This is a genomic window from Phocaeicola sp. GP0067 (genome assembly GCF_031119655.1).
Taxonomy (GTDB): Bacteria; Bacteroidota; Bacteroidia; order Bacteroidales; family Bacteroidaceae; genus Phocaeicola; species Phocaeicola vulgatus.
The window spans coordinates 18,755-42,144 of the sequence record NZ_JAVHZY010000006.1 but is presented as its reverse complement, the minus strand read 5'-3'; the positions used below and the strand labels follow the sequence as shown (position 1 = coordinate 42,144).

Here is a 23,390-nt window from a genome sequence, read left to right as displayed (position 1 = left end):
ATGACGAAAGAGGTAAAAATAGGATTAATAGGCATCGCTGCATTGGCTATGCTGATCTTTGGTATCAACTACCTGAAAGGAATAAATATGTTCCAATCTGCCAATTACTATTATGTAGAATATACAAATATAAACGGATTAGCCGGATCAAGCCCCGTCTTTGCCAATGGTTATAAAGTAGGTACAGTAAGAAATATCAATTACAACTATGCAAAACCGGGACATGTCACAGTAGAAGTGGAAGTGGACAAGGAAATGCGTATCCCCAAAGGAAGTACAGGAGAACTGGTTACAGAAATGCTGGGAACGGTAAAGATGAACTTACTCCTTAACTTTAATTCTACAGAATACTATCAACCGGGAGATACCCTGCCCGGCAAAACGAATGCGGGGCTCATGGGAGCCGCTGAAGAAAAGCTAGTTCCTCAAATAGAGCAGATGTTACCCAAAATGGATTCTATCCTATATTCATTAAATAAAATATTAGCTGATCCTGCATTGAGTGCAACCTTGCACAACGCAGAAAAACTGACAGCCAATCTGGATGTGACAACACGTCAATTAAACATGTTAATGCAAAAGGATCTTCCGCAACTTACTGGAAAATTAAACACAATTGCTGATAACTTCATTGCTATCAGCGACAATTTGAAAGGTATTGATTATGCTTCAACGTTCAATAAAATAGACTCCACTTTATATAATGTACAAATGCTGACAGAAAAACTCAATCGCAAGGACAACAGTATCGGATTGCTATTCAATGATCCTACTTTCTACCAAAATTTGAGTGCGACGACAGCAAACGCTGCAACCTTATTGGAGGATTTGAAAGCGCATCCTAAACGTTATGTACATTTCTCTTTGTTTGGCAAGAAAGATAAGTAACATATTTGCTAATTTAAAAATATTCTAAATAAGTCTACTCAACCATTTTTCCACTTATTTTCAGTAAATGACTGCAAATAGGGAAGAAATACCATGTAGACTTATTTCATTTAAAATAAATAAAAGCCTATTTTGACTGATAGTCATCTAAGAATCAGTCAATTATCAAACAACAAGAATCTTTCAAAAGCCTTTAGATAGAGGTTTTTATAAGTAACTGAAACTAAAGATATTACTCTTTAAAAATAAAAAGCAAGAAAAAAGCGATTTGTTTTTTCAGAAATTCATTTCGAAATTTGCATTGTAGAAGTTTCGCTTTTTATAATAAATGTTTCATATGATTGAAAACGATCACGTCGTTTTATGGGGTCGTTGCCTGAACCTTATCAGAGACAACGTACCAGAAACGACCTTTAAAACGTGGTTTGAGCCTATCGTACCGCTTAAATATGAGGACAAGGCACTGACAATTGGCGTCCCCAGCCCATTCTTCTATGAATTTCTAGAAGAAAAGTTTGTGGACTTGCTGCGCGCTGCCCTATATAAAGAAATTGGGGAGGGAACGCAACTTATGTATTGTATCTTGACCGATAAGACCAACCATATAACTGTTAACATGGAGGGAAGCAAACGCTCTTCAGCACTACCCACACAAACAGTTATACGAGATGGTAACAAGGCACCTAATCCAATGCAGGCACCGGCTCCGCAGGATTTAGACCCACATTTGAATCCAAATTACAATTTTGAGAATTTCATAAAAGGAAATAGTAATGAGTTCTCACGTACAGTAGGAGAAACTGTAGCTAAAAATCCGGCAAAAACATTCAACCCTTTGTTTTTGTATGGACCATCCGGTGTGGGCAAAACTCACTTGACTAATGCTATTGGTACCCGCATCAAGGAATTATATCCTGAAAAAAGAGTATTGTACGTATCAGCACATCTGTTTCAGGTGCAATACACTGACTCTGTTCGTACCAATCATTTCAATGATTTCATTAGTTTTTATCAAACCATAGACGTTTTGATTATTGATGATATTCAAGAATTCGCCGGAGTAACCAAAACCCAGAACACATTCTTCCACATCTTTAACCATCTGCACCAGAACGGTAAGCAACTTATTCTGACTTCTGACCGTGCGCCGGTAATGCTACAAGGTATGGAAGAACGCCTTCTGACCCGCTTTAAATGGGGCTTAGTGGCCGAATTGGAAAAGCCGGACGTAGAATTGAGAAAGAATATCTTACGTAATAAAATACGTCGTGACGGTTTGAATATACCGGAAACAGTAATTAATTATATTGCTGAAAACGTAAATGAAAGTGTACGTGAATTAGAGGGCATCATTAATTCACTTTTGGCACAATCCATTATTTTCAAGCGTGATGTCGATTTGGATTTGGCTGAAAGAATTGTACGAAAAGCTGTACGCTGTTGTGAGAGCAAGCCTGTCACAGTAGAAGATATCATACAGAAAGTATGCAGCCATTACGAGATAGAAGAATCTGCCATCCATACTAAAACAAGAAAAAGAGAAGTGGTACAAGTACGTCAGGTAGCTATGTATCTGGCCAAAAAACATACAGACTCCTCTTCTTCCAAAATTGGTAAATTAATAGGTAATAAAGATCATGCAACCGTATTGCACGCTTGCAAAATAGTAAAAGACCAAGTAGAGGTTGACAAAGCATTTAAAGCGGATATTGAGGAAATTGAAGCTTCTCTCAAAAGGAAATAGAATAAAACCACAGAGGTGCGCAAAGGGCATTTTCTTTATTTCCCTCTGCGCACCTCTGTTTTAAGATTGATAGTTCCCGGCAATTCACTTCTCAAAACCCTGTTTCTTCAAGGTTTCTTTCAAAGTTACAGACATACATTCATTATCCGACTTCTTGTATCTGACCTCAGTAAATACCTGAGCCAGTGTTTCCTTATGATTTTCTTTAATAAACTGATGATTTTCCGGAAGTGACTCTTTATATCTATAAATACGATCAATATCCTCTTTGGTATAATCATGATACAATTCTTCATGCAAAATACCCTCTATAGGAAGACGATCGACTTGTGGAGGGCATTCATCCGGATATCCTACTGTAATAGTAGCCACCGGCATAACCAATTCCGGCAACTGAAGGATATCAATAATTTGATCAGGATTATAAATCGTTGTTCCCAAAAAACAAATACCTAATCCATTTTCCTCAGCCAATGTACAAAAGTTCTGAGTCACAAGCAATGCATCCGTAGCAGCATTCAAAAAAGAAATGGGATTGTCATAACCCGGTACCGCCTTACGCTCTCTGCACCATTTACTAAAACGGTTAAAATCCGCACAAAAAGTCAGTACAACCGGAGCACCTGTTACCATCGGTTGATTAAAATGGGCAGGTGCCAATCTCTCTTTCATCTGCTTGTCACGAGTCACAATCACACTATATAATTGCATATTACCCATTGTAGAAGCACGGAACGCCTTTTCAAGCAAATCATTTAACAAAGAAGCAGAAATATCTTCCTGCTTATATTTACGGATCGTCCGTCTATTATTTATCGATTCCATATATATTTTTCTTGCAAAGATAAAAAAAGAAAAGAGTAATAATGCATTTTTTGCAAAATATTATATGCTAAGAATCTGGCCTTTTCAACTAGTCAATCACTCATCCCCTCCATCAAAATTTTCAAAACAGAAAACTTCTACAAATAAGCAAGCATATATATCTTTTGATAATCAATAAATTAACAAATATTCTTGGATAACTTTCAATTTGTTGAAAACTTATCTGCTTTTTATTTTGTTAATTGAAAAAACATATATAGCTTTGCCGAAACTTTTATTATAATGAGTTGTAACTTCTACACTAAAACAACTTATTGATATTACAGTAAATCTAAAAATAAAAGTGGAAAGACAAACGTACACCTATGACGAAGCTTTTGAAGCATCTTTACAATACTTCAAAGGTGATGAACTTGCTGCAAGGGTTTGGGTAAACAAATATGCAGTAAAAGATTCTTTCGGGAACATTTTCGAAAAGTCTCCCGAAGATATGCATTGGCGCATTGCAAATGAAGTAGCCCGCATTGAAGCTAAATATCAGAACGGGTTAAACGCACAGCAGCTTTACGAATTATTGGATCACTTTAAATACATTGTTCCGCAAGGTAGCCCTATGACAGGTATCGGGAACGACTTTCAAGTGGCTTCCTTATCAAACTGCTTTGTCATTGGAATTGATGGAGCAGCCGACTCATACGGAGGTATAATCCGCATTGATGAGGAACAAGTACAATTAATGAAACGTCGTGGTGGCGTAGGACATGATTTATCTCATATACGACCAAAAGGTTCTCCGGTTAAAAATTCAGCACTGACTTCCACCGGACTGGTGCCCTTCATGGAACGTTATTCCAATTCAACACGTGAAGTAGCGCAAGACGGACGTCGTGGTGCTTTAATGTTAAGCGTATCCATCAAGCATCCAGATTCAGAAGCATTTATTGATGCCAAAATGACCGAAGGCAAAGTAACCGGTGCTAATGTATCCGTGAAACTAGATGATGCATTTATGCAGGCAGCTGTAAATGGCACTCCTTACAAACAACAATACCCGGTAGATTCCGATCAACCTGTTTTCACGAAAGACATTGATGCATCTGCGTTATGGAAAAAGATTGTCCATAACGCATGGAAGTCTGCTGAACCCGGTGTATTATTTTGGGACACCATCATCCGTGAATCCGTACCAGACTGTTATGCCGATTTAGGATATCGTACTGTTTCTACCAATCCTTGTGGTGAAATACCCCTGTGTCCCTACGATTCTTGTCGCTTATTAGCTATCAACTTATACTCATACGTAGTAAACCCTTATACAAAGGAGGCTTACTTTGATTTCGACTTATTCAAAAAGCATGTGGCATTGGCCCAGCGCATTATGGATGACATCATTGACTTGGAATTGGAAAAAATCGAGAAAATCATAGCTAAAATCGATTCCGATCCCGAAAGTGAGGAAGTAAAAGAAGCAGAGAAACATTTATGGGAAAAAATTTATAAAAAGAGCGGACAGGGAAGACGTACAGGCGTAGGTATCACAGCTGAAGGGGATATGCTTGCCGCTATGGGGTTACGCTACGGAACAGAAGAAGCAACAGAGTTTTCTGAACAAGTACATAAAACAATCGCTCTGGAAGCCTATCGTTCATCTGTTAACATGGCAAAAGAACGTGGAGCATTCGCTATCTATGACAGTGAACGAGAAAAAAACAATCCGTTCATCAACCGCTTAAAAGAAGCTGATCCAGAATTATATGAGGAGATGAAAAAATACGGACGACGTAATATCGCCTGCCTGACCATAGCTCCCACCGGAACTACCAGCCTAATGACCCAAACTACTTCCGGCATAGAGCCGGTGTTTATGCCGGTGTATAAACGTAGAAGAAAAGTCAATCCGAATGATCCTCAGACACACGTAGATTTTGTAGATGAAACAGGAGATGCATTTGAGGAATATATTGTATTCCACCATAAATTTGTGGAATGGATGACAGTAAACGGTTACGATCCCACCAAGCGTTATACACAAGAAGAAATTGACAAATTGGTAGAAAAGTCACCTTATTATAAAGCCACATCAAATGATGTAGACTGGCTGATGAAAGTAAAAATGCAAGGACGCATCCAAAAATGGGTTGACCATTCAATCAGCGTAACTATCAATTTGCCCAATGACGTAGATGAAGCATTGGTAAACCGCTTGTATGTAGAGGCATGGCGTTCAGGATGCAAAGGATGTACCGTTTATCGTGATGGCTCCCGCTCCGGAGTTTTACTTTCTACCCAAAAGGACAAGAAAGACAAAAAAGAAGAACTTCCCCCTTGCAAACCACCTACGGTAGTAGAAGTGCGCCCCAAAGTACTGGAAGCGGAAGTAGTACGTTTCCAAAACAACAAAGAAAAATGGGTTGCATTTGTAGGCTTGTTGGATGGACATCCATACGAAATCTTTACCGGTCTGCAAGATGATGAAGAAGGTATTTCATTGCCCAAATCGGTCACTACCGGACGCATCATCAAAAACATTGATGAAGAAGGCAACAAACGATATGATTTCCAGTTTGAAAACAAACGTGGATACAAAACAACCATTGAAGGTTTGTCCGAAAAGTTCAACAAAGAATATTGGAACTATGCTAAATTGATTTCGGGTGTACTTCGTTGGAGAATGCCTATTGATCGTGTTATCAAACTGGTAGATTCTCTGCAACTTGACAGTGAAAACATTAACACATGGAAAAATGGTGTAGAACGAGCACTGAAAAAATATGTAACAGATGGTACTAGTGCCGAAGGACAAAAATGTCCCAATTGCGGAAATGAAACTCTCGTATATCAAGAAGGATGCTTGATCTGCAAGACTTGTGGCACATCGAGATGTGGATAATGGTTTATTATATAATGTAACAACACAAAGGAAAAGCTCCTTCATGACTTTCGTGAAGGAGCTTTTTTATATAAACAAAATAAATCCCTTTTCTATCTTACCCCTACAATACGATGAAACCGTTCCACAATACGCCTTCCTAAATCCATACGCGTACTATCTACTTTATGAATGGCAGCAGGAGTCACATCATCTTTATATTTGGCTTTACCTACACGTATTTTCATCTTATCCAGATTACCGGAAATATTCACTCCAGCCTTAAAAGGCAAAGGCGATTTCAAAATGGATATATGATATTTAAAATTCATATCCAGTCCTTGCTCTCCCCCTATAGCAGCTTTATAACGATCTATAGACACTTGAAATGGATAAACAAGAACACTACCGTCATTAACAACTACATTAACCGAAATACTATCAAATACATTCTTCTTTTTATTTTTAAACATCAACATCTTTGAAATTTCGGCAAAGGTCTCACCATCCATCAACACCAAACTGTCCCCTTTTATATACATGGCCGAACGCAAAGTAGGTATACGAATATTCATATTTGAATCCAGACGTGCCTCTGCAGCCACATCAAACTGAACCCTTCCTTCAAAAGATCTCAGCATAGGTACAATGGTATCCATTGAAGGTATAAAATCTACCAGCTTAGCTATATTTATATCCCTAATTTTAAAGTCAAAGCCTGTATATCCTCCTCTGACTGAATCCGCACGATATACCATAACCGCCTTCATATCAGCATCCAATGCACGCATTTCCAAATTTCTTAAATATAATGTACGATTTTTCAAATCTACCTTTCCACACACATCTTCAAATTCCACCTTTCCAAACACTACTTTTTTCAAATCTGTCTGTAATTCAAAATCCAAATTACCCGGTAACACAAACAACTTCATTTCTGTTGGAGACACTGTGTCTGTCACCGCCACAGATACTGAATCTTCAGATAAAGAGAATGAATTTATCAATTGATTACAATCAATCATCTCAGAAGAGATTGCTAAACGCGCTTTTAAAGTTTCATTTTTAGTCATCGCACGATATAATCCCATTACCTCACCGGTAGCAACCATATCTGAATGCCCTATTTTCAAAGAGGCATTTCTTAATGTTATTTTCGGACCATCTACTGTTACAGCTGTCTTACGTACTCGTAAAGGTAAACCAAATTCAGGAGTATGTACCAACAACCTATCAAAACCAACAATTCCCCGAGGTATCCATAACGAATCATTTTTCTTTTCCAATTTCGCCTTAATACCTGCCACGCCTAACGCCAACTTCGTTTCATTGGCATTAAAGAAAAGAGAATCCGTACGCATGGAAAAGCTAATCATCGGCATTGCCGAATTTTGTTCCTTCGGAGCAAGTTCGCCAGTTCCAGTAGTCTTGCCACTATATATTTTAAGCGAATCTCCTATATTCGCACGCAATTTATTCATTTCCAATTCACATTGCAAAGTGACAATCTTTGTGGTATCTTGAGGATTGGTTGAAACAACCTTCGCTTTCATCCGATCTATCTCTGAAACAAATTTCCTACTATTCAATATTATTTCTCTGATATCCAATTCAGCCTGCAAAGTTTCACTATCACTGAATTTTAAATCGGCATTACCTAAAAAATTAAAATCTTTAGCAGTGTCTTTTAACTCAAAATCCTTTAAAGCCAATCTTCCCCCTAACCTGATACGTCCAATATCCTGCTTTTTCAAAGAAGAAAGACGACATTTTAAATTTAAACCCGCATCTAATTTACCACGGATGGTTACATTTTCCTGCAAAGGGAAAGTTTTAGCTAAAGCATCCAAGTCAACTGTAGATTCAGTATGAAGTGTTATAAGTGGATCTATCAATAAATCCTCCACTTTGGCATCTGCTAGAATCTTGGTATGTGCTCCCTCAAAATGAAGAATTTTCAAGTTCAAAAATGAAGGATTGCGACGCATCAAATCAATATACGATTCAAAATCAGCCGTAAAATTATCAATACCATAAGGAAGTCCTTCATATCGGGCGGATGCATCATTAATCTTTATATTCAATGATACCGCCGGAAGCTGTTTGTTTCCATAATTACCTTCCAATGTTCCATCAACCTTAACCTCACCTTTTGCCGAAATTTGTCCACGTTTCACATAAGCCTCGGGAATCATATTCATGACTGTTTCCATGGAAGGTGCATGTAGTCCATATTTCAAGTTCACACCCACCATCTTGGTAACTGTATCACGTTTTAATTCACCGTTTACATCCAGCCGGATACCATTTATAGTCAATCCTGTATTTTTCAATGTCCACAATGCCGTAGACCTGTCTATCTCAATATCAGTCTGCAAGGAAGCCGCTACTTTATTAATCAATAATTCACCTTGCTGCCAAAAAAGAATATTTTTATTTTCAAATTCTACTCCCAATGAAGAAACTCCTTTTGTCAACGCCAGCTTTAGGCGCAAATCAACATCATCTATACGTGAATAAACCTCTGTATTACGATCATCAAAAATCAAATTGGCATGTTCTAGCTCAACCTGACGGATATCTATCTCGCTATCAAATTTATTTTGTGAAATTGTATCTTTTTCCACAGCCAATGTATCCGAAGAAGTTTTCACTATCTCCCAATTCGCCTTACCTGTTTTATTTCGATAAGCATAAACAGCAACATTTTTCAAAGACAAATTATAGACACTGATCTTATTTTTCAAAAAATAATCCAAAGGATTCACTATCAACACACATTCTTTAAACGCCAATAAAGAATCGGTCTTTTGTGGAAGACTATCATTCAATACTTTAGAAACCAAGAAACCTTCGTCAACTTTTAACCCAAATTGAGGAAAGGTAGAAAAGAAAGTCAATTCTACACTTTCTACCTTCAAATCAGCATCCAGTGAACGATTAGCAACATTCAACACTATCGGAGTTAATTTATCTGGTGTAAATACATAGTTAATCACAAAAGCCACTACCACAAACCCAGTAAGCAGCAAGGCTCCCACTGTAATGGCACTTACCCTTATTAATTTACGAATTCTTCTTTCCATATTATGCAAAATTAATGAAAACACCCATGCCATCAACTTTATTTCGTGTTAATACTATAAAATAGACCAATAAAACAGATAAAAAAGAAAACAAGAACAATGATTTTTAATTTTGAGATATGAAGCGAAAGTTCTACTTTTGTTTCTCAAACTGAAAAAATATGAAAGCAACATCTATGTATATTTATCTGGAAGGTGCCAGGTTTTTCGCTCACCACGGAGTCGATCCACAAGAAACAATAGTAGGAGCTAATTTTATAATTGATTTAAGACTAAGAACCGATTTCACCCATGCAGCACAAACTGACGAACTGAAAGGCACCGTAAGTTATGCTGATATATATGCAGTCGTCAAAAAAGAGATGAAAACTCCATCCAAACTTTTAGAGCATGTCTGTGAACGCATAGGGCAAAGACTGTTTAATGATTTTCCAACTATTCAGGAAATAATCATCCGGTTGTCAAAAGAAAATCCGCCTATGGGCAGTGATTGCAGAAATGTTGGAGTAGAAGTACATTATACACGATGAAAAAAATTATCTGACAAACATCCAGTCATTTAATTAAGTTCACCCTATTACATGCCCTCCTCTTAAAAACGTAAATATGCTATCGTGCAAATAACAACACAAACCAATAATAATGAATATACAGACCATGTTCATGACCCTACTTATTAAAATAAAGAAAGTTGTTTTCTTCCTTCAGAATGATAAAATTTCATGGTAGCACTGATTCCTAATGTTTCTATTCTGCGATAAAAAACCTCATTCAAATAGGGAGCATTAGGAGAAATGCATTCAGAACGGTCTTCAAAATAAGTTTGATATCGCTTGGCCATCTTTGGAAAAATCCGCTCTACCTTATCATAAAAATAATCACGGGAGCCCCGTCTTAAAGTTACCCCGAACAAAGGAAGCACATAGGACGCTCCTGCTTCGGCAGCCTTCTCTACTATTTCCTCAATATCTTCTATAGAATCGTTTATAAAAGGCAAAACAGGCATCAATGCCACTCCTGTATATATACCCCGATCGGACAATATCTTCATCGCCTTAAAACGCTCGGAAGATGCCGGTGCATTAGGCTCCAGTTTGCGCGCCATCTCGTCATCCGCTGTAGTGATAGTAAAACTAACGGCAGCATAAGTGCGCCCTATATCCTGCAATACATCGGCATCACGAGTCACAAGACTACTCTTTGTTATCACATGAACAGGAAAACGATGTTTGGCAATAATTTCCAACGCACCTCCAGTCAGCTTCATCTGTTTTTCCAACGGCATATAAGGATCATTCATTGAACCTGTGCCAATGGTTGCTTTTCCACGTTTCGTTCCCAGTTCATGATCCAGTAATTCCAAAGCATTCTTCTTTACAGAGATATGAGAAATATCACCAACACCATAGCAAGAACTACGTGTATCACAATAAATGCAACCATGTTGGCACCCTCTATACAAGTTCATGTTATAAGCAATTCCCCAATAATTATCTTTACTTTTCAAACGTGACAGAATAGACTTTGTTTCAATAGATTTTACCTCATGAACATTCATTTTACAGCTCCTTTTCTTTTTTGATCAAATTTCATCAAACAAAGATACAGGAATAATGCTATAAAAAGAAATATAAAGAGAAGCAATTTAAAAAAGTTTCAACTGGGAAAAATGTTTTTTGCCCAACAAATAATATTTCATAACAATGCTAAAATGAGTCCGTTCCGGAATTATCTCATCTGTAGACTTCATCATATTTTCTATACGAGAAGCGGCAAAAGAATATCTTATATCCTCAAATTCTCTCCGCGCCTGCATTACAGCACGCGCATTCGCTCTATCCTTTTTCAGATAAAAAACAAGGGCAGCCACTCTATCCAGTATACCACGTATAAAAAGTACATGTTCCAATTCCTTATCCGGCAAATTCTTATAAAGCATCAACAGATTATTTCTGAAATTCAAAAAAGTCTTTCTCGGATTCTCTTTTTTCAACGTAGCCCCTCCTACATGATATACCACACTTTGCGGAATACAGACAAGCTTTTTTCCCCTACTGCGCAAACGCCAGCACAGGTCAATTTCTTCCATGTGGGCAAAAAAATGACCATCCAAACCTCCAACTTCACGATAATCAGCCAACCGGATAAAAAGAGCAGCTCCTGTAACCCACATCACCTCCGTTACCGTATCATATTGTCCGCAATCCTTCTCAACAACATCAAAAATACGTCCTCTGCAAAAAGGATATCCATACCGGTCGATAAATCCCCCCGACGCTCCGGCATATTCAAAATATTCCTTATTATGCCAACTTAATAATTTAGGTTGGCAGGCAACTGTTCCGGAATGGGTGTCCATATAATCCAGCAAAGGTTCCAACCAATGCGGAGTAACCTCCACATCACTATTCAGTAAAACTACATATTCTGCATCAACTTGCTCCAAAGCCCGGTTATATCCTTCGGCAAAACCATAATTCTGATCCAGCTCAATCAAACGGACTACAGGAAATTCAGAACGAAGCATTTCAAGCGACCCATCAGAGGACGCATTATCAGCCACACATATTTCAATCCCCTCTCCTACTGAATTATCCATAACAGAAGGTATAAACTTACGGAGCATATCCACCCCATTCCAATTCAATATAACAACAGACACCCTTTTCATTTCTTTTCAGACTAATACCAAATGTATGGAATAATTCAGACTAAAACACCCTTCAACGCTGTACCCTCTTCATTAAAGCCTCCCATTCTTACACGAATCAACTGATTATCCAATTGATCATCGTGATCCATCTCCACCCGGATGTAATTATCAGTAAATCCATGCATAGGAGTTCCAGCCTTAGATTTTTCCATTAATACCCAAGCTTCCCTTCCTATATGAGAGGTATAGAACGCCTTTGTCTTCGCATCAGATAAAGCCAACAATCTCTGGCTACGGCGATGCTTCTCCTCAGGACTCACCACATACTCTATTTTCAAGGCCTGCGTACCGGGACGTTCCGAATAACTGAAAACATGTAACTGCGTCACATCAAGCCCTTCAATAAAACGATAAGCATCTTCAAAATATTCCTCTGTTTCACCACGTGTTCCCACAATTACATCCACGCCAATAAACGCATCCGGCATGATTTCCTTAATTTTGCGTATCTTGGAAGCAAACAATGCAGTATCATATCGACGTCTCATCAATTTCAACACATCATCGCTTCCCGACTGCAAAGGAATATGAAAATGCGGCATGAATGCACGTGAACGTGACACATATTCTATTATTTCATCCGTCAGCAAGTTGGGTTCAATAGACGAGATACGATAACGTTCAATCCCTGCCACCTGATCTAAAGCCTTTACCAGATCAAAGAAACTTTCACCGGTTGTCTTCCCGAAGTCTCCAATATTCACCCCGGTAATTACAATTTCCTTCCCTCCTTCAGCTGCAGCCTGCCGCGCCTGTTCCACAATCTCTTCAATACGTCCGTTCCGGCTACGCCCACGAGCAAACGGAATTGTACAATAAGAACAGAAATAATCGCAACCATCCTGCACTTTCAGAAAATAACGAGTGCGGTCACCCCTAGAACACGAAGGTGAAAAACTACGTATGTCTTTTGCAGCTGTCGTAATCGCCTCACCTTGAGGATGCTTTTCCAAATTTCCGAGATAATTCATCAACTCTCCCTTTTGTTCAGCTCCTAAAACAACATCCACCCCTTCTATATTAGCCACCTGGTCAGGTTTTAACTGGGCATAACATCCCGTCACTACTACATAGGCACCCGGATGCTGTTTAACCAAACGATGGATGGCCTGACGGCATTTCTTATCCGCAACCTCGGTTACAGAGCAAGTATTAATAACACAAATATCAGCTTTCTCACCCTTACGTGCTGTACGTATACCTGCTTCTTTCAGTGTTTTACCGATGGTTGAAGTTTCTGAAAAGTTTAATTTGCAGCCTAATGTATAATAAACAGCCGTTTTATCCTGGAAAATTGTCGTATCAATCATACCTTTTTATCTAATTAGCGAGCAAAGGTACATATTATTCTGCTTAAATTCTTTAGAATACCAATAATTATGCTTATTTTTGCACATTACATCAAAAATTGTGCAATGATAAAAGAAAACTTTATCAAGCTATATGAGAATAGCTTCAAAGAAAACTGGGATCTTCCCTGTTACACAGATTATGGTGAAGATACCACGTTTACATACGGACAAGTAGCGGAAGAAATAGCTAAGATACACTTGTTATTCCAATATTGCAGCCTGCGCCGTGGTGATAAAATATCTATTATAGGTAAGAATACTTCCCGTTGGTGTATCGCTTATTTGGCAACTGTTACATACGGAGCTATTGTAGTTCCTATTCTACAAGACTTCAAGCCGAATGATGTCCATCATATTGTAAATCATTCCGAATCCACATTCCTGTTTACCAGCGATAACATTTGGGAAAATTTGGAAGAAGAAGCATTAAGTGGATTACGCGCTGTATTTTCTCTAACAGATTTCAGATGCCTGCATCAACGTGACGGTGAAACTGTCCAAAAATTCATAAAAAATATGGATGCAGCAATGAAAAAGAATTTCCCCAAAGGCTTCTATAAGGAAAATATCAATTATACAGAACTCTCCAATGAAAAGGTCATGTTACTGAATTATACCTCAGGAACTACCGGATTCAGTAAGGGAGTAATGATTACGGGCAATAATCTGGCAGGAAACGTTACCTTCGGTATCTGTACAGAACTTTTAAAGAAAGGAGAAAAGGTACTTTCCTTCCTTCCCTTGGCCCATGCATACGGATGTGCTTTTGATTTTCTAACCGCTACTGCTGTCGGCACACATGTCACCTTATTAGGCAAGACACCTTCTCCCAAAATATTGATGAAAGCTTTTGAGGAAGTAAAACCCAACCTTATTATTACAGTACCATTAGTTATAGAAAAAATTTATAAGAATGTAATTCAGCCGCTCATCAACAAACGCAGCATGAAATGGGCGCTTAACATACCTTTACTAGACAACCAGATTTATGCACAGATTCGCAAAAAACTGATTGACGCATTAGGCGGACGTTTTAAAGAAGTCATTATCGGTGGAGCTGCCATGAATCCGGAAGTCACCGATTTTTTCCACAAAATAAAATTTCCGTTCACCATCGGTTACGGCATGACCGAATGCGCCCCACTGATCAGTTATGCTCCATGGAATGAATTTATACCTGGTTCTGCCGGAAAGATACTGGATATCATGAAAGTCCGTATCGACTCGGATGATCCTTATAACATAACCGGAGAAATACAGGTATGTGGTGAAAACGTAATGAAAGGTTATTATAAGAATGAAGAAGCTACCCGTGAGGTATTTACTGAAGATGGTTGGTTGAAAACAGGCGATTTAGGTACAATAGATGCTAACGGATTCATTTATATAAGAGGCCGTAGTAAAACCATGATCTTGAGTTCTAATGGACAGAATATTTTTCCTGAAGAGATAGAATCCAAGCTAAATAATATGCCATTCGTTCTAGAAAGTTTAATCATAGAGCGCAACAAGAAACTGGTAGCTTTAGTATATCCTGATTATGAAAGTCTGGACAGTCTGGGACTCAATACCCCCGAAAACCTAAAAACAGTAATGGATGAAAACTTGAAGAATCTGAATAAACTGGTAGGAAACTATGAACAAGTGAGTAAAATACAACTTTATCCCACAGAGTTCGAAAAAACTCCCAAAAAAAGCATCAAGCGATTCTTATATAACAGTATTACCGAAGAATAAATATGTTGTAAAACATGCTACTAATCAGCAAAATAGGTTGTATAACATAAAAAATTAGAAAAAAAGTTGTTCTTTTTGGTACAACGTATTAAAAAAGTGTATACCTTTGCATCGTTTTAAGAAAGCAACATTAGTATTACAGATTTAAAAAGCAAAGAAAATGAAAAAATTAGTATTTTTGTTCGTAGCCTTCGCAGCTGTTTCTTTCGCATCTTGCGGAAACAAAGCTGCTAACAACAACGCAGAAGCAACTGATTCAGTTGCAGTAGTAGAAGAAGCTGCTGTTGTAGAAGAAGTTGTAGCAGATTCAGCTGCTTGTGACTCTACAGCTGCTTGCTGTGACTCTACTAAGGCTGAATAATTCAGTACGAACTCTAGAGAGAATTGAAAGTCTGCCGTGCGAAAGCACAACAGACTTTTTTTATGTTTTTACCTCTCCCTTTCTGCCAGCATTCCATTGCTTTACAATACAAATTATCTACTTTTGTTTCTCGAACCACAAACAAAAGCAGAATATGAAAAAGACAAATCTAAAAGAGAAACTTCAAAACTGGAAGTTGGGAAATTATTTCCGCGAATTATCAATTGTCACTGCCGGAGTATTTATCACTCTTGCCGGAACTGATTTTATAAACAGTGCCTCACAAGAGAAGCAGATAAATAAAAGTATGCAAATGATAAAAATGGAATTAGAAGAGAATTTAAAAAGTATCAATCAGGCCGAAGCCGCATATTTAAATGAAATTAATTTCTTCCGATTGTTAATACAAAAACAGGATTCACTTCAAACCATTAAAGCTTCTATTTTAGAAAACAATGCCAATGCTCCTTTTGCGTATGAAAATTGTGAGTATTCGGAAGATGCGCTAGAAGTACTGAAAAGCTCAGCGCTGATGCAGCAGATACCTGACAAAGAGTTCATTTTAAAACTTTTACAAGCCTATAAAGGATGCAGAAAAATAAATGAAGACAACAAAGACTATTATAAATACAAACAGGACCATATAACTCGCTATTTATCTCACCAAACCAGCAATAATATTCATAAAAATTATAACAGTATTTATGAAGTATGGGCAGCCAGACTACAAGAATATGATATCAAACAACTGATCCTCACTATGCCAAATACTTTTAATGAAAATCCTTTTACCACTCCTCAAAAAGTTATAAAAGAAACGATTGAATTAATAAATCAAACATATTAAAAAGAAAAAGCCCGGCTCTCACGAACCGGGCTTTTTCAGCATCATTATACTTTAAAGTATTTACAGATTTTATTCAGCAACTACTTCGAACGGGATCTCTACAGAAACTTCCTTGTGAAGTTTAACGATAGCTTTGTAAGAACCAACTTCTTTCACTGCATCTTTCACAACGATAATCTTTCTGTCAACCTTGTGACCCAATTTTTCCAATTCCTCAGCAATTTGAATGTTGCTAACAGAACCGAAAATAGTACCTGTGGCACTCACTTTAGTAGCAATAGTCAAGGTTACATCCTTCAACTGTTCTGCCATAGCTTCAGCATCTTTCTTAATCTTTTCCAATTTGTGAGCGCGTTGTTTCAGCTCTTCTGCCAACATTTTCTTAGCTGAAGGTGAAGCAATCACTGCCTTACCAGTCGGAATAAGATAGTTACGACCGTAACCAGACTTCACAGTTACAATATCATTTTTGTAGCCTAAGTTCACTACGTCTTCTTTCAAAATTATTTCCATACTTATTCCTCCTTATTATTTCATCATGTCAGTTACAAATGGAAGTAACGCCAAGTGACGTGCTCTTTTAACAGCCTGCGCAATACGACGTTGGAACTTCAGAGAAGTACCTGTAATACGGCGAGGAAGGATTTTACCCTGTTCGTTCAAGAATTTCTTCAAGAATTCAGGATCTTTGTAATCAATGTACTTAATACCACTTTTTTTGAAACGGCAGTATTTTTTCTTCTTTACGTCTACTGAGGGCGGAGTTAAATATCTGATTTCTGATTGTTGCTGTGCCATGATTAATCCTCCTTTTTAGTTGATTTAACATTTCTTCTCTTAGCAGCATATTCAGCAGCGTATTTATCCATTTTAAAAGTCAAGAAACGGATAACACGTTCGTCACGACGGAAGTTAATTTCCAACTTTTCAATAACCTGCGGTTCTGCTTTGAACTCTATCAACTGATAGAAACCAGTTGATTTCTTTTGGATGGGGTAAGCCAGCTTTTTCAAGCCCCAGTTTTCCTCATTGATAATCTCTGCACCTTCTGCAGTCAGAATACCTTTGAATTTCTCTACCGCTTCCTTCATCTGAACATCAGATAAAACGGGAGTTAAAATGAAAACGGTTTCGTATTGATTCATACTACGTTTATTAAATTATTAAATTAAATTTCAAATGCGAGTGCAAAAGTAGATATTTTATCTTAATCTACAAAGAGTTATCGCAATTTTCTTCAAAAAATATAGTTTCATTTTACAATTAATTTTCCTTTTTATATTTTTTATCTGTGAAAAATAAGTTATATCCGCCAAGAATTGTATATTTGCAAAGTTGTTTAAACAATAATTCCATGATAGAACAATTTAGTTTTGATATCCAATTAATATTTGCCATATTAAATGGCAAAGTATCTGCCGCCATCAACCGGAAACTAAGCCGGAATTTTCGCCAGAATGGTGTAGAAATTACCCCCGAACAGTGGACAGTCCTTCTTTTTCTATGGGAAAAAGATGGTGTCACACAGCAAGAACTATGTAATGCCACTTTTAAAGACAAACCCAGCATGACCCGCTTGATAGACAATATGGAACGCCAGCATTTGGTGGTGCGCATCGCCGACAAAAGAGATCGACGCACCAATTTAATTCATTTGACCAAAACCGGCAGAGAATTGGAAGGCAAAGCACGTTTCATCGCAAACAAGACATTGAAAGAAGCACTGCAAGGATTAACATTGGAAGAACTGAAAGTCAGCCAAGATGTATTAAGAAAGGTATTCACCAACATCAAAGACTAAAGTTTTTCAAGGTTTTCATCTTTTTTTCCTAAAATAATTTCCATGATAAGAGAATTATGCTTTAATTTGTACACAAGAATAAATATAATCTATTAATAAAATACACACATGAAAAGCTTACTTAAGAATTTAGGTCTGATACTGATGATCATCGGCGCCGCTATTTTAGTCGGTGTTTTCTTCACCGGAAGTGCAGCAATTAACGACAACGGTGTTTTAGGTGGAAGTGCCGCCCTTATCGTTATAGGTTTAATCGTTTATATTGTATTAAACAAACGCATTGTTGATTAAAGTATAAGAGAACAAAAATAAAAAAGTCCGAAACAAATGTTCCGGACTTTTTTATTTCATCTATTTCACTCAGCCTTATTCTACTTCAGGAGTAATCAGTTTATACCCCTTCCCGTGAATGTTGATAATCTCGATAGAATCATCTTCTTTCAAATGTTTACGCAACTTAGTGATATACACGTCCATGCTTCGTGCATTGAAATAATTATCATCAATCCAAATGGTTTTCAATGCGAAATCACGCTGCAGAATCTCATTAGCATGAGCACAAAGCAAGCCCAATAATTCGGATTCTTTCGTAGTCAGTTTAGTCTGTTTTCCATCGATAGCCAAAATTTGTTTCTGAGTATCGAAAGTAAAACGACCAATCTTGTAGATATTGCTTTCCTTGTTTCTCTTACCACGTACACGACGCAAAATAGCCTCGATACGGAAAGTCAACTCTTCCATACTGAACGGTTTAGTGATATAGTCATCCGCACCAATCTTGAAGCCTTCCAATATATCCTCTTTCAAAGTTTTAGCAGTCAGGAAGATAATAGGAATTTCAGCATTAGCCTGACGGATTTCCTGTGCTAAAGTAAAACCGTCTTTCTTCGGCATCATCACATCCAATACACATAAGTCGTATTTGTTCTTAAGGAAAGCCTTGTAGCCAGCCTCACCATCCGGGCAAAGTTCGGCCGAGTAGCCTTTTGCCTGCAAATATTCTCTCAATAGCATGCCAAGATTCTCATCATCTTCGCATAACAAGATACGCAATTTCTCGTCCATATTATTCATTTTTTAATAAAGGTAATACAATTATAAATTTAGTTCCTACATTCAATTCACTCTCGGCACGTATAGCCCCTTTGTGATCTTGAATTATTTTTTTCACATAAGCCAGTCCCAAACCAAAGCCTTTCACATCGTGTAGGTTACCGGTATGCACACGATAGAATTTATCGAATATCTTCTTCAGGTTTTCTTTCTTAATACCTATTCCATTGTCCTGGATAGAGATATAAAGCTTGCCCGATTCATTCCAAGTACGTACATTCAACAACAATTCGCCTTCCTGTTTTTTATATTTCACTGCATTGTCCAGCAAATTAAAAATAACATTTGTAAAATGCATCTCGTCTACAAATATATCCGGATTTACCGCATCCAGATTCGAAGTGATTTTACCATTGTATTTCTCTACCTTCAACGTGAAAGTATTGACAACACCGGCTATCAAATCATTTGCATTCACCTCTTTCATCTTCAGCGTCGCTTTTTGCTTTTCGAACATAGACATCTGCAACACCTTTTCCACTTGGAAACGCAAACGTTTGGTCTCATCATTTATCACTCCGGATATATGCTGGAACATAGCAGGAGATTTGCCCACTGCCGGATCTTTCAACATCTGGGCCGCCAACGATATGGTAGAGATAGGCGTCTTGAATTCATGTGTCATATTGTTTATGAAATCATTCTTTATCTCGGTCAACTTCTTCTGACGGAAGATGATATAGATAGTAAAGATGAACGTCACAAGCAATACGAATGTGAAGATCAGTGACGGGATCATAAATTTAACAGAACTGAATATGTAACTGTTCAATGTAGGAAAATGAATATTTACTGTCGCCATACGAGCCGGAGGATCATTTTTAAATAAAACCTGCGGATATGTATTCTCACTACCCTCTTTGGTATAATCAGGGCAATGGTAAACTTCCGTCCCGTCACGGTCTGTCACCGTAAAATGATAAGGAATGTCAATGCCATTATTCAGCAATTCCGTCTTTAAAAACAAGTCCAACTGTTTAAAGTTGATTCTTTTGTTCAAAGGTTTGTCACTAGCTGTATACAAAATGTTATAGACCACTTCGTCCAACAATGCACGTTGGTACACATATCTGTCTTTGATTATTTCCTGCAAGGCTCTTGAAGTCTGAGGAATGTTCTTACCAGTCGAAATAATTGCTTTAGGAATATTAGAAGGACGATTCGCACTGAACCTCATCTTCAATTCAAAAGTAGAGTAACCGTTCAATCCGTCGGAAGTAATGGAATACTCATGCGTATGCGCCACCACATCACCACTTCCTTCCCCCTTCTTCTCTTCGGACTGCTCCCTGGACAGCTGTGCTGCTTTTTCCGTAGCAATCGCATCATCCTCAAGATACTTTTTAGTTTCCACCAACTCAATATTCCGACACGCCTGGACCAAGCTGCGCTGAACAGACTCATCAAATTGCCCTTTGCGCATTTTCACCATTTCTTCAATATAGCTTACCTGCAAATACAATAAGCTAAGAAATGATAGCCCCATTACAATACCTAATACCCAAATAGTAGACTTTTTCATGCCAGCAAAATTAAAAGCGTTAAATCTCATCACACAATAGATTAACCAAATTTAAACGGCCATTCTCTATAATTAACCGAAAAAGTCATTTAAGCTAAGATTCTGACTATTATAACAAAATTTACGCCAATTGGTTTGCAAAAATAATAAAAAATTAAGTTCAAAGCCAAATAACAAACCTAAAAGTTTAAGTTACCTTAAATAAAAAGAGACGCATTTTTAACGAAATACGTCTCTTCTAAGTACGAAATTTTACACTTTATCAATCATCTTTATTCTCTTTAGCTTCAAATTCCTTCATCAATTTTTCTTGTACGTCTGTCGGAACCAATTCATAGCTGGCAAACTTCATAATAAATGAAGCGCGACCGCCTGTCAAAGAACTTAAAGAAGTGGAATAAGAAGACATTTCTTTCAGAGGTACTTTTGCAACCAGTTTTTCGTATCCACTTTCACTGCTCATCCCCATAATCATACCACGACGACCTTGCAAATCACTCATCACATCGCCCATTTTATCGCTGGGAACGAAAACCTCCACATCATAAATCGGCTCCAGAATCTTAGGTCCGGCATTCTTAAATGCCTCACTGAATGCATTACGTCCTGCAAGCATAAAAGAGATTTCATTTGAGTCTACCGGATGCATCTTACCATCATAAACAATCACTCGTACATCACGCGCATACGAACCTGTCAACGGACCCTGCTCCATCCGGCTCATAATCCCTTTCAAGATAGCGGGCATAAAACGGGCATCAATAGATCCTCCCACGATACTGTTAATAAAGACTAATTTACCACCCCATTCCAAAGGTATTTCCTCAGTCCCCTTCACATTTATCTTGAATTCCTGACCGTTAAACTTATACGTTTCGGGTACAGGCATTCCTTCATAATAAGGTTCAACAATGAGATGGACCTCACCAAATTGCCCAGCACCGCCTGATTGTTTCTTATGACGATAATCGGCACGGGCTGCTTTAGTGATTGTTTCACGATAAGGGATCTTAGGCTCCTCAAACTTAATCTGCAATTTTTCGTTATTTTCCAAACGCCACTTCAAGGTACGGAGATGAAACTCACCTTGTCCATGCACAATAGTCTGTTTCAATTCCTTAGATTGCTCCACTTCCCAAGTAGGATCTTCCTCACGCATACGGTTCAATATAACCATCATCTTCTCTACATCAGCCTCATTTACAGGCTTGATGGCACGCGAGTATTTAGCATTAGGATATTTAATGAAGTTAAACCGGTTTTCACAGTCTTTGCCGTTCAAGGTATTTCCAGTCTTTACATCTTTCAATTTCACAGTACAACCAATATCTCCGGCTACCAGTTCCTGCACCGGAATACGATTAGCTCCCGCACAAACAAAAAGCTGTGCCATACGCTCTTTAGAGCCACGATCAGCATTAGTCAAATCGTCACCTTCGTGTACTTTTCCGCTCATCACTTTAAAATACTGCACACCACCGATATGGGGTTCAACGGCAGTCTTGAAGAAATAAAGAGAAGTAGGGCCATTCGCATCGGGAGGCACAGGAACACCACGGGTATTATGAACCACAGGCATATCCGATACGAATGGAACAACATTACCTAAGAATTCCATCAGACGACGGACACCCATATCCTTACCTGCACATACACAGAAAACAGGGAACATACCACGTGTCGCCAATCCCTTACGGATACCTTCACGCATTTCATCTTCAGTCAATGATTCCGATTCAAAGAACTTTTCCATCAGTGTCTCATCATTTTCAGCAGCAGCCTCTACCAAAGCTTTATGCATTTCCAATGCCTTTTCTTTCTCAGAATCAGGAATCTCTTCAATTGTAGGAGCGCCCCCTTCAGGTCCCCATGAATATTTCTTCATCAACAGCACGTCAATGAGTTCATGAAAATTAGGTCCCGTTTCAAGAGGATACTGCACGGGAACTACCTTGGAGCCATAAATGCTACGCAACTGTTCGAGCACATTGTCATAGTCACATTTCTCATTATCAAGCTGATTGACCAAAAAGATAACCGGCTTGCCCAGCTTTTCAGTATAACGGAAGTGGTTCTGAGTACCTACTTCGGGACCGTATTGTCCATTCAGCAGCAAAATAGCAGTATCGGTTACATTTAGCGCGGTTATGGCAGCCCCTACGAAGTCATCACTACCCGGACAGTCAATTATATTTAGTTTTTTTCCATTCCACTCTACATGATAAACGGTAGAGAACACTGAATAACCATATTCTTGCTCTACCGGAAAATAATCACTAACCGTGTTTTTGGCAGTAATTCTGCCACGACGTTTTATAATACCACTCTCAAAGAGCAAAGACTCTGTGAGGGTGGTTTTACCTGAGCCATCATTGCCAAGAAGTGCAATGTTTTTAATTTCGTTAGTCTGATATACTTTCATGATATCTAAGGTTTAATTATTAACAAACGGATATGTGTTTCATATCTCCTAAAAATGTGGAGCGCAAATTAGAAAATAAAGAGAAAAAAAGCAACTCAAAGGATAGTGTT

General features: G+C 38.0%; 20 protein-coding genes. 9 read left to right on the top strand and 11 right to left on the bottom strand.

Features of this window, described 5'->3' with window-relative positions:
* Positions 1-888 carry an MlaD family protein gene (locus RE317_RS06615; RefSeq protein WP_005851206.1) on the top strand — a complete coding sequence of 296 codons (888 nt, stop codon included), beginning with the start codon at positions 1-3 and terminating at the stop codon, positions 886-888.
* Between the two features lie 337 nt (positions 889-1,225).
* Complete coding sequence (gene dnaA / locus RE317_RS06610) at positions 1,226-2,632, top strand: chromosomal replication initiator protein DnaA (protein ID WP_005839492.1); 1,407 nt, start codon at positions 1,226-1,228, stop codon at positions 2,630-2,632.
* Positions 2,633-2,716: 84 nt separating this feature from the next.
* On the opposite strand, the gene RE317_RS06605 is transcribed toward dnaA, so the two are convergent.
* Positions 2,717-3,457 carry an NADPH-dependent oxidoreductase gene (locus tag RE317_RS06605; RefSeq protein WP_005851204.1) on the bottom strand — a complete coding sequence of 247 codons (741 nt, stop codon included), beginning with the start codon at positions 3,455-3,457 and terminating at the stop codon, positions 2,717-2,719.
* 343 nt (positions 3,458-3,800) lie between these two features.
* On the opposite strand from RE317_RS06605, the gene RE317_RS06600 reads away from it, so the two are divergent.
* Positions 3,801-6,347, top strand: coding sequence for an adenosylcobalamin-dependent ribonucleoside-diphosphate reductase (locus RE317_RS06600; protein WP_008670131.1), 2,547 nt, complete (start codon positions 3,801-3,803; stop codon positions 6,345-6,347).
* Positions 6,348-6,439: 92 nt separating this feature from the next.
* On the opposite strand, the gene RE317_RS06595 is transcribed toward RE317_RS06600, so the two are convergent.
* Entirely contained in the window at positions 6,440-9,412 is a 2,973-nt protein-coding gene (locus RE317_RS06595) for an AsmA-like C-terminal region-containing protein (RefSeq protein WP_016270757.1), read from the bottom strand.
* Positions 9,413-9,573: 161 nt separating this feature from the next.
* Here RE317_RS06595 and folB point away from each other — a divergent pair, with 161 nt between their 5' ends.
* Complete coding sequence (folB, locus tag RE317_RS06590) at positions 9,574-9,942, top strand: dihydroneopterin aldolase (protein WP_005851200.1); 369 nt, start codon at positions 9,574-9,576, stop codon at positions 9,940-9,942.
* A gap of 146 nt (positions 9,943-10,088) precedes the next feature.
* On the opposite strand, the gene RE317_RS06585 is transcribed toward folB, so the two are convergent.
* The 3 genes from RE317_RS06585 to mtaB all read right to left on the bottom strand — a co-directional run bounded on the left by RE317_RS06585 (position 10,089) and on the right by mtaB (position 13,435).
* Positions 10,089-10,970, bottom strand: a complete 882-nt coding sequence (locus RE317_RS06585) for a radical SAM protein (RefSeq protein ID WP_005851198.1) — start codon at positions 10,968-10,970, stop codon at positions 10,089-10,091.
* An 87-nt stretch (positions 10,971-11,057) separates the two neighbouring features.
* Complete coding sequence (locus RE317_RS06580; protein WP_005845017.1) at positions 11,058-12,083, bottom strand: glycosyltransferase family 2 protein; 1,026 nt, start codon at positions 12,081-12,083, stop codon at positions 11,058-11,060.
* 35 nt (positions 12,084-12,118) lie between these two features.
* Complete coding sequence (gene mtaB, locus RE317_RS06575; protein ID WP_005845018.1) at positions 12,119-13,435, bottom strand: tRNA (N(6)-L-threonylcarbamoyladenosine(37)-C(2))-methylthiotransferase MtaB; 1,317 nt, start codon at positions 13,433-13,435, stop codon at positions 12,119-12,121.
* Positions 13,436-13,540: 105 nt separating this feature from the next.
* Here mtaB and RE317_RS06570 point away from each other — a divergent pair, with 105 nt between their 5' ends.
* From RE317_RS06570 to RE317_RS06560, 3 genes are all read left to right on the top strand, one after another.
* Positions 13,541-15,214: a long-chain fatty acid--CoA ligase gene (locus tag RE317_RS06570; RefSeq protein WP_258968635.1), complete on the top strand. Its 1,674-nt coding sequence runs from the start codon at positions 13,541-13,543 to the stop codon at positions 15,212-15,214.
* Positions 15,215-15,374: 160 nt separating this feature from the next.
* Positions 15,375-15,575 carry a hypothetical protein gene (locus tag RE317_RS06565; RefSeq protein WP_005841181.1) on the top strand — a complete coding sequence of 67 codons (201 nt, stop codon included), beginning with the start codon at positions 15,375-15,377 and terminating at the stop codon, positions 15,573-15,575.
* A 154-nt stretch (positions 15,576-15,729) separates the two neighbouring features.
* Positions 15,730-16,422: a hypothetical protein gene (locus RE317_RS06560; RefSeq protein WP_005841180.1), complete on the top strand. Its 693-nt coding sequence runs from the start codon at positions 15,730-15,732 to the stop codon at positions 16,420-16,422.
* Between the two features lie 69 nt (positions 16,423-16,491).
* Here the strand turns inward: RE317_RS06560 and rplI are convergent, their stop codons facing one another.
* From rplI to rpsF, 3 genes are read right to left on the bottom strand one after another with little or no spacing between them, the layout of a single operon-like run.
* Complete coding sequence (rplI, locus tag RE317_RS06555; protein ID WP_005841179.1) at positions 16,492-16,935, bottom strand: 50S ribosomal protein L9; 444 nt, start codon at positions 16,933-16,935, stop codon at positions 16,492-16,494.
* A 15-nt stretch (positions 16,936-16,950) separates the two neighbouring features.
* A complete protein-coding gene (gene rpsR / locus RE317_RS06550; RefSeq protein ID WP_005841178.1) occupies positions 16,951-17,220 on the bottom strand; it encodes a 30S ribosomal protein S18 in 270 nt (89 codons plus the stop codon).
* Positions 17,221-17,222: 2 nt separating this feature from the next.
* Entirely contained in the window at positions 17,223-17,567 is a 345-nt protein-coding gene (gene rpsF, locus RE317_RS06545) for a 30S ribosomal protein S6 (protein ID WP_005841177.1), read from the bottom strand.
* A gap of 209 nt (positions 17,568-17,776) precedes the next feature.
* Between rpsF and RE317_RS06540 the strand changes: the two genes are divergently transcribed.
* Positions 17,777-18,223: a MarR family winged helix-turn-helix transcriptional regulator gene (locus RE317_RS06540; protein ID WP_005841174.1), complete on the top strand. Its 447-nt coding sequence runs from the start codon at positions 17,777-17,779 to the stop codon at positions 18,221-18,223.
* Between the two features lie 108 nt (positions 18,224-18,331).
* A complete protein-coding gene (locus RE317_RS06535) occupies positions 18,332-18,514 on the top strand; it encodes a hypothetical protein (RefSeq protein WP_005851190.1) in 183 nt (60 codons plus the stop codon).
* Between the two features lie 75 nt (positions 18,515-18,589).
* Here RE317_RS06535 and RE317_RS06530 read toward each other — a convergent pair whose 3' ends face one another.
* The 3 genes from RE317_RS06530 to RE317_RS06520 form a co-directional block, all read right to left on the bottom strand.
* Positions 18,590-19,288, bottom strand: coding sequence for a response regulator transcription factor (locus RE317_RS06530; protein WP_005841169.1), 699 nt, complete (start codon positions 19,286-19,288; stop codon positions 18,590-18,592).
* A 1-nt stretch (position 19,289) separates the two neighbouring features.
* Positions 19,290-20,858, bottom strand: a complete 1,569-nt coding sequence (locus tag RE317_RS06525) for a sensor histidine kinase KdpD (protein ID WP_005841165.1) — start codon at positions 20,856-20,858, stop codon at positions 19,290-19,292.
* Between the two features lie 262 nt (positions 20,859-21,120).
* Positions 21,121-23,280 carry a translation factor GTPase family protein gene (locus tag RE317_RS06520; protein WP_008670141.1) on the bottom strand — a complete coding sequence of 720 codons (2,160 nt, stop codon included), beginning with the start codon at positions 23,278-23,280 and terminating at the stop codon, positions 21,121-21,123.
* Between the last annotated feature and the right edge of the window lie 110 nt (positions 23,281-23,390).